We start from the raw sequence: 13,079 nt of genomic DNA on the forward strand, positions 1-13,079 counted from the left end.
GAGCTATCAGCATGACCCATCGTTTCAGCCCGCGCCTCACCGTTGGACTCGCAGCCGTGGCGCTGCTCCTCACCGGCTGCTCGACCGGGGACAACGCCAACGAGATCGTTCCCACTACCGACAGTGCGGCGGAGAGCACCACCGAATCGGCGGCTACCACGCCCGCTTCCCCAAGCGCCGCGTCGACCTCCGAGGTTTCCCCGAGTACCGAAGCCAGCCCGACGGCGGCCGCCGGTGCCGAAGGAACTCCCGTCACCCTCAGCGCCGGGATGGATCACCGGATCACCGAAAGCGGATCCTCCCACACCGTGCAGTGCGACGGCGGCGGCGACGTCGATGTTCGTGCCGATGATGTCACCTTGACGGTGCGCGGCGAGTGCGAAGAGATCGAGATCGATGGATCGGGCAATACGGTGACCGCCGAGAACACCCGCGAGATCGATGTGCAGGGCAACAACAACTCGGTCACCGCCACCGACGTCCGCGACCTGTCCCTGGAAGGAACCGCGAACACCGCCACGCTCACCTCAGTCGAGGAAATCGACGTGGAAGGCCCCGACAACACCGTCACCTACGAGACCGGCACCCCGGAGATCGACGATGAGGGGTCGAACTCCACGATCACCGGCCCCTAGCGCCGGCTGTTAGCGGTCCCATTGTTTGGCAGGCTGCGGCCGTTGGCCCTACTGATCCTCCAGGAGGGCCATGGCCGCGCTGTGGCCGCCCAACCCGCTGACCCCGCCGCCGCGCTGCGATCCTGCCCCGCAGAGCAGCACGCGCGGGTGGTCGGTCGCAACACCCCACCGTTCGGCAGGGGTGTTCAACGGGGCATCGTCCTCGGCGAAGGGCCAGGACAGCGGGCCATGGAAGATGTTGCCACCGGTGAGCCCGAGGGTCTCCTCCAGGTCACGGGTCGTCTTCGTCTCGATGCAGGGACGGCCGTCGCCGTCGCGCAGGACGCAGTCCTCGATCGGTTCGGCCAGCACACTGTTCAGCGACGCCAACACGGCGGCCTGCAGTTCGGCGCGCAGGGCATCATGGTCCGCACCCTGCGTCAGCCGGTGCGGGGTCTGCAGCGAAAAGACGGTCAGGGTCTGGGCGCCCGCCGCGCGGAGCGAGTCCGACAGGATCGAGGGATCCGCCAGCGAGTGGCAGTAGATCTCGATCGGCAGGGGGGAAGGGATCCGGCCCCCCTCTGCTTCGATGTAGGCGGTATCGAGCTGTGAGTACAGCTCATTGATGTGGAAGGTTCCCCCGAATGCCTGCTCCGGTTGCACCGTCGGGTCCTTGAGCCGCGGCAACCGGGACAGCAGGAGGTTGACCTTTACCTGGGCGCCCTCAGCCGCTACAACGGTGGAAGCGAAGCCTTCTGCGCCGGGCCCGCCCATCAGCCGGCCCAGCACCGCGGGTGTGACGTTGGCCAGCACATGCCCGCCCGTAACGGTCAGTACCGATCCCTGACCGCCCGATTCCCGGTAGTGGACGACGCCGTTCGGCGCGACGGCGGTCACCTCAGCCCCGGTGCGGATCACCACCCCCGCGGCGAGCGCCGCACGTTCCAGTGCACCGCTGACGGCGCCCATCCCGCCGACGGGAACGTCCCAGTCCCCGGTCCCGCCGCCGACCACGTGATACAGGAAGCACTTGTTCTGCTGCAGGTCCTCGTCGTGGGCCCGGGCAAAGGTGCTGATCAGTCCGTCAGTGAGCAGTACTCCGCGGGCCAGATCGCTGTCAACTGTCTGCTCGATCACCTGGCCGAGGGGCTGCTCGATGAAGTCCTTCCAGATTCCGTCGTCGCCCACCAGCTCCCGGACCTCGGAGCGCCGCAGGAGTGGCGCGGTGACGGTGGGCCAGAGCTTTTCCGCCAGAACCGCGGTGCGGGTGTAAAAGGTGGTGAACCTGGCTGCGTCGTCGCCGGCACCCACCCGGTGGAAGCTCTCCCGGGTGGCCTGGTCGTCCTCGTTGTCGATCAGCAGCCCCGTCTCGCCCCCGGGTAGCGGGGTGTAGGAGGAATAGCGTCGGCGCACCAGTTTCAGGTCCAGACCCAGATCGTCGATGATCTGTTGCGGGAACAGGCTGACCAGATAGGAATAGCGGGAGATTCGCGCGCCGGTGCCGGGGAAGGGTTCCGCCGAGACGGCAGCACCGCCGACGTGGTCCTGGCGTTCCAAGATCACGACCGACCGGCCCGCTTTTGCCAGATAGGTGGCGGCGACCAGCCCGTTGTGTCCGCCGCCCACCACTACTGCATCGAAGTGCTCATGTCCGCCCTGTGTGTGCTCCATCCACTGAGCGTAGCAACTGCGCCTACTCGGCTGGAGGGCGGACGACGTCATCCCGTGCGGCGATGGTGGAAGCGGTGATCTGGCGCATCATGTCGGCCAGGAGACGCTGCTCCTCCTCGGAGAAATTCTTCAGCGCACCGCCGATATGCCGCGCCAACGGGGCAAAGAGTTGCCCACCGGTGAGCATCGCCTTCTCGGTCATTTCGAGGTGTACCTGGCGCCGGTCGATATCGCTGCGTGAACGTTTGACGTGGCCGGCATTGTCGAGGCGGTCCACCAGGGCCGTCGTTGCGGGGGAGCTGAGGTGGAGTTCGGAACGCAGCATGCCGGGGGTGACGGTCATTCCCGCCCGTGCGGCACCCATCATGACCCCGAGGGCGTTGAGGTCGGTCCGGTACAGCGAGTCGCGCGCGCTGACAGCATCCACGTAGCGGTCCGTTTCCACGGTGAACTGCTGGAGTAGAGCCATCAATTCGGCCTGGGGATTCTCTGCCATGGTTACTTTCACCTCATCGGTCCAACAGTTGCAGCAAAATCAACTCTAGTCCGTCTACCCAACTATCTCCATGATGGATATAGTCTATTTTAGAGATAAGTACTTTGAGAGGCGTTCATCATGCACAGCAAGTGGTTACGGGTCCTGCTCCCCGCCGTCGTCGTCCTGATCTGGTTGATGGGAGCGGCGTTTGGTGGCCCAACGTTCGGCAAGCTGGAGGAGGTCTCCAGCAATGACCAGGCTTCCTTCCTGCCAGCGAGCGCCGAGTCCACCGAGGCGGGCGAGCTGCAGGAGCAGTTCACCGAATCGGATGCGCTGCCGGCGGTGATCGTGGTGGAGTCCGAGACCGAGATTCCACCGACCGAGCTGGGTATCTACGAAGAGCTGACGACATCTCTGGCTGCGGTCGAGGGCCTGGAGCCACCCGAGGAAGGTGCCCCGGCTGTCATCGGCCCGGTCCCGTCCGAGGACACGTTCGCCATCCAGTACATCGCCTTCGTCGCTGACGACGCCGAACTGGGGGACGTCGTCGAGGAACTGCGGGCGGTGCTGACCGCCGAGATCCCGGACGGCACCACCGGTTATGTCACCGGTCCGGCCGGTTTCGCGACTGACCTGGTCAGTGCATTTGGAGGGATCGACGGGCTGCTGCTCGGGGTGGCCCTCGCCGCCGTGTTCGTCATCCTGCTGGCGGTCTACCGGTCGGTGATCCTGCCCTTCCTGGTGCTCCTGACGTCGGTGTTCGCGCTCGCCACCTCGATTCTGCTGGTCTACGCGCTGGCAAGCTGGGGATGGATCCAGCTGAGCGGCCAGAGCCAGGGCATCCTGTCGATTCTGGTGATTGGCGCGGCCACCGACTACGCACTGCTGCTTGTTGCACGGTACCGGGAGGGGCTGAGCGAGTTCGAGTCCAAGTGGGATGCGATGCGGGTGGCCTACCGCGGTTCGTTCGAACCCATCCTGGCGTCTGCTGCGACAGTCATCATTGCGCTCCTGTGCCTGCTGTTCTCCGACCTCAACTCCAACCGCAGCCTGGGCCCGATCGCGGCGATTGGCATCGTGTTCTCCCTCGCGGCTGCCCTGACCTTGCTACCGGCGTTCCTGTTGCTGTTCGGTCGCGCAGCCTTCTGGCCACTGCGGCCCAAGGCCGGTACGCATCATGTTCAGCCCGAGGGAGTCGAGGCGACAGGCCTGGAAGGTCTCCGCGGCATCTGGAAAAGGGTTGCGACCCTCATTTCCCGCCGGCCGCGCACCGTCTGGATTACTTCCTTCCTGGTGCTCGCCGCCGGCTCACTCGGACTGTTCCAGCTGCAGGCCAACGGAGTGCCGCAATCGGCCCTGATCCTCACGGAATCCAATGCCGTGGACGGCCAGGATGCGTTGGCACGACACTTCGACGCCGGATCCGGTAGCCCGGTCTCGGTCATCGCCCCGGAACAGGACCAGGATGCAGTCCTGGAGGTGGTCCAGAACCAGGCCGGCATCACCGACGCGGCACTGACTGTCGAATCACCCGAGCCCGGCAGCGACGTCGTCGTCCGCGACGGCAACGTCCTGATCACCGGAACCCTTGAGGCGCAGGCGGACTCCGAGCAGGCTGAGGATGTGGTGCGCGAACTGCGGACCGCGCTCGACGACGCCAGCCCTGAAGCTCTGGTGGGTGGGGTAACAGCCATTGCCATCGACACCAATGACACCGCGCAAGCAGACCTCGTGAAGATCATTCCGATTGTGCTGGTGGTCATCCTGCTGATCCTCATGCTGCTGCTGCGCTCGGTGGTCGCTCCAGTGCTGCTGATCTTCAGTGTGGTGCTCTCCTACGCCACGGCGCTGGGCGTATCGGCACTGGTCTTCAATAACCTGCTCGGGTTCGAGGGCGCTGATGCATCAGTGCCGCTGTTCGGGTTCGTCTTCCTTGTGGCGCTTGGGGTGGACTACAACATCTTCCTGATGACCCGGGTGCGGGAGGAGTCCCTGCGGATCGGTACCCGGCCGGGGATCCTGCGGGGTCTGGGTGTGACCGGTGGCGTGATTACCTCGGCGGGCGTGGTCCTGGCGGCGACGTTCGCGGCCCTCGGCGTCATCCCGATCCTGTTCCTGGCCCAGATTGCGTTCATTGTGGCCTTCGGCGTCCTGCTCGACACGCTGATTGTCCGGTCGCTGCTGGTGCCCGCGCTTGCCTATGACATTGGGCATCGCATCTGGTGGCCGTCGCGCCTCGGCCGGGCGGCCGGACCGGTGCACCGGGCGGGTTCGCCGTCGGGCGCGACGGGGTCCTCCGCGGGGTCCACTGAGCGTCAGCGCCGGGCCGAGCCAGCTCACCGCGGGTAACCCTTTCATCTCGCCGGGCGGTGAGATCCGGTGGGCCGAGACGATCTCGGCCCGCTCAATCTCACCGCTCGACGGCGGGGTCGCGCGGTCTAGACAGCCCTTTACAGCCGCGGTGACCAAGGCCATAATCTGTGGCATCACAGCCTCCACTGATACAGCGCGCTGCAATCCGCCAGTCGAGGAGCCATCATGAGTGACCCAAAAAATCGAAGTGAAACCGACAAGACCAGTTCGACCGCGTCTGAGCAAGATCAGGCGCTGAAGGCCAGGCATCGGGCCATGTGGGCCCTGGGGGATTACCCTGCGCTGGCCGCTGACATCATCCCTGAACTTGGCACCGTGCTCGTCGAAGCCGCCCGGGTGCAACCCGGGGACAGGGTGCTCGACGTCGCCGCCGGAACCGGCAACGCAGCCATCCCCGCTGTCCTCGCCGGTGCCAGCGTGGTCGCCAGCGACCTCACCCCCGAACTGCTCGCTGCGGGCCGCCGCCTTGCCGAGGAGCGGGGTGCCGACATCGAATGGCTGGAGGCCGACGCCGAAGCGCTGCCGTTCGCAGACAACAGCTTCGACGTCGTGCTTTCGTGCGTCGGTGTGATGTTCGCCCCGCATCATCAGGCAAGTGCTGACGAGTTGGTGCGTGTCTGCCGTTCCGGGGGAACCATCGCCTTGCTCAACTGGACCCCTGAAGGGTTCATTGGGCAGATGTTCGCTGCGATGAAGGAGTATGCGCCGCCACCAGCTCCCGGCGCCCAACCGCCGCCGCTGTGGGGAAACCCGGAGCACGTCAGGAAGCTGCTGGGGGATCGCGTCACCAACATTGAGGAGCGGAAGGCCACTCTGAGGGTGGACCATTTCAGCAACGCTGAAGGGTTTCGTGACTACTTCAAGACGCGGTATGGCCCCACGATCGCCGTGTACCGCAATATCGGGGACGACGCCGCACGCGTGTCCGCCCTGGATCAGGCGCTCGCGGAACTTGCCCGAAAGTATGCGCAGAACAACGGCGACGTTGAATGGGAGTACCTGCTCCTGACAGCCACGGTCCAATGAAGTCGTCGGTGGCGCGCTCGCCTGGATCGCAGTCGCCTGTCTCAGATCGAGCCGCCGCTGTCGAGGGGGTCCTGCCGTACCGGCTGCTGAATAGGTTCTTCACGTCGTCGCAGTACGCCGAACGGCAAAATGAACCGGGTATTTGCGACCTGACGTTCGGCAACCCGCACGAAATGCCGCAGGACGCCTATGTCGAGGCCCTCCAGGAGGCCACCCTTCCGCGTGACGATCAGTGGTTTGCCTACAAACAGAACACGCCTGAGGCCCAGGAGGCTGCGGCGTCGTCTCTTGAGCGTCTTCTGGGGATACCTTTCCGGCCCGAGGATATTCACCTCACTACCGGTGGGTTCGCTGCGATTGCGCTCGCGCTCAAGGCGGTGGCAGATCCTGGGGATGAGGTGATCTACAGTCTCCCGCCCTGGTTCTGTTACGAGCCGATCGTGGTGGAGGCGGGCCTGGTGCCGGTGAAGGTCACAATCAACCTGGAGACCTTTGACCTCGATCTGGACCAGATCGCGGCTGCCATCACCGACCGCACCCGTGCGGTGATCGTTAATTCGCCGAACAACCCGACCGGTCGAATCTATCCTCCGGTTGTCCTGCAGGGCCTCGCAACGATTCTGGAGGAGGCCTCGGCGAGGATCGGGCGCCGCATCTATGTGATCTCGGACGAACCGTACAACCGGATTGTGTACGAGGGCGCCAGCTTCCACAGTCCGGTCGAGTTCTACCCTCACACCCTGTTGGCGTACTCCTATGGGAAGACCCATCTGTCGCCCGGGGAGCGGATCGGGTACCTTGCGCTGCCTCCGACGCTGCCGGAGCGGGAGGGGCTGGTGGGTGCGCTCGCAGCGCTGCAGTTGGCAATGGGGTGGATCTACCCCAATGCGGTGTTGCAGCATGCCCTGCCGAGACTTGAGCAGTTCTCGATCGATGTGGCCTCGCTTCAAGGCAAGCGGGATCGGATGGTCGACGCGTTGCAGGCGATGGGTTATCGGGTCAGTCGTCCGGAAGGGACGTTCTATCTTTTCGTGGGATCGCCTGATCCCGACGACGAGGCGTTCGTCGCGGCCCTGGCCGACCGGGGCGTCTTCGTGATGCCCGGCGCGCTGTTCGAGACCCCGGGTTTCTTCAGGATCTCGTTGACAGCAAATGAGGGGATGCTCGAACGAAGCCTGCCGGTCTTTGCCGCCGCCATTGGCCGGGAACCGAGCACCGCTGACTAGCTGTACGCAGTTAGGCAGCGGGTCGGGCAGTGATCAGCTAGCCAGGCGGGTTGTGCTCGGCCAGCGAGGCAGCCAGTGTGTCTGGGGTGAGTCCGGCAGCGGGGCAGGCGAGCTAGCCAGGGAGTCAGGTGATGATCTGCTAGACCGGCGGGGTGTGCTCGGCTAGCCAGCCAGCGAAGGGAGGGGTAATCAGCGGGTCCTCCTTTCCAGCGAGAGCCACGAGGGCTTTGGGCCGGGCAGCCGGTGAGGCGAGTATCAATCAGCCAGCCAGCTAAGTCCGCGGTATGCCAGGCAGCTATCCACCCAGTGTCCGATTGCTGGCCGCATTATTGATGGGTTGCAAAACTCAGCAAAGGTTGAGCCCGCGCCGCGCTTAGAGGAAGGATGCTGCTTAGAAGGGTGGTGGGTCTTCCTTCAGTGTTGGTGGTGGGTCTGGTCGGGTGAGGTAGGTTTCGCCGGCGGGTGAGATGGCGATGATCATTCCGGGTTCGGGTTGTCGGTAGTGCCAGTAGCCCTCGGATTTGAGCTTGTGGTGCCGTTTACACAGCGCCGCCAAATTGCCGTAGCTGGTTTTCCCGCCGCTGGCCCAGGGTGTGGTGTGGTCGAGTTCGCAGAACACCGCCAACCGGTTACACCCCGGATGCCGACACGTCCGATCCCGCACCCTGACCGCATCCTGGAGGTCCTTCGGTACCCGGTAGGTGGTGGCATCGGCCCCAAGCCTCGCCCCCGTGAACGGGTGGGTAAGAATCCGGGTGAACGATGGCGCGTGCCCGGCGAGCCTCCGGGCGGTGTCGGGGTCAATCGGACCGTACCCTTCGAGTTCACCCGGGGCGTCCCCGCCGAGGAGGGTCATCACGGGGACGGTGACGAATACCTTTGCCTGCACACCCCAGAAGGCACTTGCCCCACCAGCAACACGGCCGACCGGCTCGCCCACGGCGGTCGATCCGCCGTTCCCTGGCATCCCGTCCAGTCCGTTGATCCCGTCCGACGTGGTCGTTCTGTAGGGCTGATCCGGTTCACTGGTCCTCATATGCCCCGTGGCACCGGCGCTCGTGAGGACATCGATCAGGACGTCGGCTCGTAACTGGGTCAGCGTCCGTGGTTCGTCGGGGCCTTGCAACGCACGGGCGGCGGTGTCGACGCGGTGGAAGATCCCGGCAGCCTGATCCACCGGTAGGTAGGCTTCGAGCCAGGCCATCCCGTCGTAGCTGGGGGTCAGGAACACTCCGCGCTCCTTCACCGCTCTCTTACGTCGGGTGGTGATGGTTTCGGGGTGGAGTTCTTCGCGGAGCCGGTTCGCCTGGTGGCGGAACTTCGCCACCGTCGTCAGCGACGCCATCCCGATCAGCTGGCTTTCGAAGTCGGCGGTCACGGTGGGATCAGTGTCGGGGATGCTGGTGGCTTCCTCGACCACAGCCCACGCATGCCGTTTACTGAGCTTCCCGGCCTCCAACGCCCCCAGGGTGGCCGGGCAATACCGGGTCAACAGGGTGCTGTGCTCGACGAGGAACCCCGCCGTCCGTTCGGGTATGTGCAGGGCTGCGCTGATCTCAGTAGCGGTGACGGTTTTCTCGTACCCCCAGTCCCTCGGATCGTGGCGGGCTTGTTCGGTTTGCAGGTCCAAGGCCCGGGTCACGATTTTGGCTTCCTGGGCGTCCAACCAGGACCGTGCTTCGTCGATGTCTTTCAACGCGTCCAACACCTGAGCCGCGTCCAACCCACCCACCGCAGCCATCTGCAGCCGTCCCGACAGTGCGGGAGGTTCGCTACTGGAACGCACCCGTCCATCCGGGTCATCCCCGAAGTAAAAGAGATCCCACGCTTCAGAAAACAACCACTCAGGACCCTGCCCACCCGAATCTGGTTCTGCTGAATCCGGATCCCTTGAGTCCGGCCCTGCTGAATCGGGTCCTGTTGCATCGGGTCCCGTTGATTCTGGCCCTGTTGAGTCCGGCCCTGTTACCTCGGACCCGGCTGAGTCGGACTCAGCTGGGTCTGCATCGTTCCGATCAGCCTCAGCCTCAGCCTCAGCCTCGGTCTCAGCCTCAGCCGGATCCTTATCCGCGGCGGGCTCCGGCGGGTCCCCAACCGGGGCCGTCCACACCGACTCAACACCCAACGGACCAGCCGACCCATACCGAGAAGAACACCCCGTGGAAGCTCCCGCGGACGTGTCCCCGGACGACTCCGCCGCAGTCTCTGCAGGACCCCCTTCGGAAGTATCCGCAACGGCCTCCGAGGACGTATCCGTGGACCACCCCCGGCACGCGTCCGCGACCCCGTTATCGGGAACGGAATTCGCGCCAGATCGGGGAGGAATCACCGGTCCGGTAGAAGAAGCTGCACTGCTTTCCATACCTCTATTCGATCACCCGCTACCGACAAAATAAGGGGCAGATTAGGGGTGCTCAAGAAACTTTTTCAACTAATTTATCGGGTCCAAAATTGTGCTCAGATTGCCGGCATTCAGCGGCCGGTGGTTTGCGTCCGAGGCCGTGGCGGAGCCTCAACACAAGCCCCGACGGAGCCGCTATCCCTCGACAAAACCCTTGCCAAGAGATTGGAAGTCCCCCAGAGGTGAGATCTGGTGGCTCAAAGAAGGCGGAACCCACCAGATCTCACGTCTCGACGGATTGGCGGGGGCACACGAACACACCGCACCGCACCTTCATAAACCCGCAGGCAAACGAAAACACAACGCACGAGCCTTCCGGATTCACCTGCCGAGGGTCGAGGCACGTCGTTCTCTTACGGCTGAACCTCCGGAATCCCACTGAATAAGCGGGCTAAAACCACTGTCCGGCAAGAGTTGAGTCCACCTGACTCAACTTCAATTTGACTCTCCATCCACCGAGAGTACAGTTGAGTGAAGAACGCTCAAGATCCAGCTTTCCGGCGAAAATCCGCCAGGCACCGGATCGAGTGATTCCCCTTATTTACGGGCTGTTGAAAGGAAATACGCATGTCACGTGCAGTAGGTATTGACCTCGGAACCACCAACTCAGTGGTTTCCGTACTCGAAGGTGGCGAGCCCACCGTTATCGCCAACGCTGAAGGCGCACGGACTACGCCCTCGATCGTTGCATTCTCCAAGGGCGGCGAGGTGCTGGTTGGCGAGATCGCCAAGCGCCAGGCCGTCAACAACATTGATCGCACCATTGCCTCCGTCAAGCGCCACATGGGCACTGACTGGAGCGTCAAGGTAGACGACAAGAACTACACCCCACAGGAAATCTCCGCTCGTATCCTTCAGAAGCTGAAGACCGACGCCGAGAGCTACCTGGGTGAAAAGGTAACCGACGCCGTCGTTACCGTTCCTGCCTACTTCAACGACGCCGAGCGCCAGGCAACCAAGGAAGCCGGTGAGATCGCCGGGCTGAACGTCCTGCGTATCGTCAACGAGCCAACTGCTGCAGCACTCGCTTACGGCCTGGACAAGGGCAAGGAAGACGAGCTCATCCTGGTCTTCGACCTGGGCGGCGGCACCTTCGACGTGTCCCTGCTTGAGGTCGGCAAGGATGAAGACGACTTCTCCACCATCCAGGTACGCTCCACCGCCGGTGACAACCGCCTCGGCGGCGACGACTGGGATCAGCGCGTCGTTGACTACCTGCTGTCGCAGGCCAAGGCCAAGGGCGTCGACCTGTCCAAGGACAAGATCGCTCTGCAGCGTCTGAAGGAAGCAGCCGAGCAGGCCAAGAAGGAACTCTCCTCGGCCAGCTCCACTAACATCTCCCTGCAGTACCTTTCGGTCACCCCCGACGGACCTGTGCACCTGGACGAGCACCTGTCCCGCGCCAAGTTCCAGGACCTCACCAAGGACCTGCTGGACCGCACCAAGAAGCCTTTCAACGACGTCATCGCTGAAGCCGGCATCAAGGTAGCTGACATCGACCACATCGTGCTCGTGGGTGGCTCAACCCGCATGCCCGCCGTCGTCGACCTGGTCAAGGAACTGGCCGGTGGCAAGGAGCCCAACAAGGGCGTCAACCCTGATGAGGTAGTCGCCGTCGGCGCCGCCCTCCAGGCTGGCGTGCTGAAGGGCGAGCGCAAGGATGTGCTGCTCATCGACGTCACCCCTCTGTCCCTCGGGATCGAGACCAAGGGCGGCATGATGACCAAGCTGATCGAGCGCAACACGGCTATCCCCACCAAGCGCAGCGAGACCTTCACCACCGCTGACGACAACCAGCCATCGGTTGCCATCCAGGTCTTCCAGGGCGAGCGTGAGTTCACCCGGGACAACAAGCCACTGGGTACCTTCGAACTGACCGGCATCGCGCCGGCTCCCCGTGGCGTGCCGCAGGTCGAGGTCACCTTCGACCTTGACGCCAACGGCATCGTCCACGTGTCCGCCAAGGACAAGGGCACAGGCGCCGAGCAGTCGATGACCATCACCGGCGGCACCGCGCTGTCGAAGGAAGACATCGACCGCATGGTCCGCGAAGCCGAAGAGCACGCAGCCGAGGACAAGGAACGCCGTGAGGCAGCCGACACCCGCAACGGCGCCGAGCAGCTGGCCTACTCGGTCGACAAGCTGATCGCCGACAACGCGGACAAGCTGCCTGAGGACGTCAAGACCGAGGTCCAGGCCGACGTCGACGACCTCAAGAAGGCCCTGGAAGCCAACCCCGAGGAAGCCGGATCGGTTGACGCCGTCAAGGCAGCGTTTGAGAAGCTTCAGGCTTCCCAGACCAAGCTCGGCGAGGCAATCTACGCAGCAGCACAGCAGGACGCCGCCGCACCAGGAGCCGACGCCCCTCAGGATGGGACGACGCCTGACGCCGACTCATCCTCGAGCGACGAGGACATCGTTGACGCCGAGGTAGTCGACGAAGACGACACCAACGAAAAGAAGTAATCATGCCGCACCACGGAAACGAAGAAGAGCACCAGTCCGAACCGGTCAGCTTCCGCGACAAACGGAAGATCGATCCCGAGACAGGTAAGGTCCGTGGGCAGCAGGACGACGACGGCTCACAGGCTGGTCCCAGCGACCAGCCTGTGGCCCCGGACTCTGTTCAGGATCCGGTCGAGGAAACCGACGCCGACGCCGAAGGGAAGGCTGCTGACGGCAGCGACGCCCTGGCCCAGGCCGAAGCAATCCTCAACGGGATTGACGGCGAAGGGTTCACTGAACCCGCCGCCGAATCGGGCTCCAGTCTGGAGAACGAGCTGCGCACCGACCTGCAACGCCTCTCGGCCGAGTACGTCAACTACCGGAAGCGTGTTGAACGTGACCGGGACGTGGCCCGGGACATGGCAGTCATCGGAGTGTTGAACTCCCTGATGCCCGTCCTGGACGACATTGACGCTGCCCGCCAGCACGGCGACCTGGCCGACGGACCCTTCGCCGCGATCTCCACCAAACTGGAGAACGCGCTGAAGACCTACGGTCTGACCCGGATCGACGAGACCGGTGTGGAGTTCGACCCGAACGTCCACGAGGCTCTGATCCAGCAGCCCAGTGCAGACGTGCAGTTCGACAGCGTCAGCCAGATCCTTCGGGCAGGCTACAAGAAGGGCGACCGCGTCCTGCGGGCAGCCCAAGTGATCGTCGCAGTACCCGAGTAGCGCTCGGCAAGCCGGAGCAGTGCCCGACCGGCGGCAACGAAGTTTCCTGGTTCGCAGAGCTTGCTTGAAACATTAAAGCCGCCGGATCGGACACTGCTCCGGCTCCATCAC

9 protein-coding genes are annotated in these 13,079 nt (G+C 64.0%); 6 read left to right on the forward strand and 3 right to left on the reverse strand.

Features of this window, described 5'->3' with window-relative positions:
• Positions 1 to 11 precede the first annotated feature (11 nt).
• Entirely contained in the window at positions 12 to 635 is a 624-nt protein-coding gene (locus HMI58_RS05840; protein WP_171618460.1) for a DUF3060 domain-containing protein, read from the forward strand.
• Between the two features lie 48 nt (positions 636 to 683).
• On the opposite strand, the gene HMI58_RS05845 is transcribed toward HMI58_RS05840, so the two are convergent.
• Complete coding sequence (locus HMI58_RS05845; protein WP_171618461.1) at positions 684 to 2,285, reverse strand: NAD(P)/FAD-dependent oxidoreductase; 1,602 nt, start codon at positions 2,283 to 2,285, stop codon at positions 684 to 686.
• A 22-nt stretch (positions 2,286 to 2,307) separates the two neighbouring features.
• Complete coding sequence (locus tag HMI58_RS05850; protein WP_171618462.1) at positions 2,308 to 2,781, reverse strand: MarR family transcriptional regulator; 474 nt, start codon at positions 2,779 to 2,781, stop codon at positions 2,308 to 2,310.
• Positions 2,782 to 2,901: 120 nt separating this feature from the next.
• Here HMI58_RS05850 and HMI58_RS05855 point away from each other — a divergent pair, with 120 nt between their 5' ends.
• The 3 genes from HMI58_RS05855 (at position 2,902) to HMI58_RS05865 (ending at position 7,388) form a co-directional block, all read left to right on the forward strand.
• Positions 2,902 to 5,112: an efflux RND transporter permease subunit gene (locus HMI58_RS05855; protein ID WP_171618463.1), complete on the forward strand. Its 2,211-nt coding sequence runs from the start codon at positions 2,902 to 2,904 to the stop codon at positions 5,110 to 5,112.
• A gap of 189 nt (positions 5,113 to 5,301) precedes the next feature.
• The gene (locus HMI58_RS05860) at positions 5,302 to 6,162 is read left to right on the forward strand and encodes a class I SAM-dependent methyltransferase (RefSeq protein WP_171618464.1); all 861 of its coding nucleotides are present in this window, start codon (positions 5,302 to 5,304) and stop codon (positions 6,160 to 6,162) included.
• Between the two features lie 8 nt (positions 6,163 to 6,170).
• Positions 6,171 to 7,388 carry an aminotransferase class I/II-fold pyridoxal phosphate-dependent enzyme gene (locus HMI58_RS05865; protein WP_318779139.1) on the forward strand — a complete coding sequence of 406 codons (1,218 nt, stop codon included), beginning with the start codon at positions 6,171 to 6,173 and terminating at the stop codon, positions 7,386 to 7,388.
• A 391-nt stretch (positions 7,389 to 7,779) separates the two neighbouring features.
• Here HMI58_RS05865 and HMI58_RS05870 read toward each other — a convergent pair whose 3' ends face one another.
• Positions 7,780 to 9,174 (reverse strand): DUF222 domain-containing protein, encoded by a 1,395-nt coding sequence (locus tag HMI58_RS05870; protein ID WP_318779137.1) that lies wholly within the window; start codon positions 9,172 to 9,174, stop codon positions 7,780 to 7,782.
• A 1,182-nt stretch (positions 9,175 to 10,356) separates the two neighbouring features.
• Here HMI58_RS05870 and dnaK point away from each other — a divergent pair.
• Positions 10,357 to 12,255 (forward strand): molecular chaperone DnaK, encoded by a 1,899-nt coding sequence (dnaK, locus tag HMI58_RS05875; protein WP_171585689.1) that lies wholly within the window; start codon positions 10,357 to 10,359, stop codon positions 12,253 to 12,255.
• A 2-nt stretch (positions 12,256 to 12,257) separates the two neighbouring features.
• Entirely contained in the window at positions 12,258 to 12,968 is a 711-nt protein-coding gene (grpE, locus tag HMI58_RS05880) for a nucleotide exchange factor GrpE (RefSeq protein WP_171585690.1), read from the forward strand.
• Positions 12,969 to 13,079 lie beyond the last annotated feature (111 nt).

Source organism: Arthrobacter sp. 147(2020) (assembly GCF_013116715.1).
Classification (GTDB): Bacteria; Actinomycetota; Actinomycetes; order Actinomycetales; family Micrococcaceae; genus Arthrobacter_D.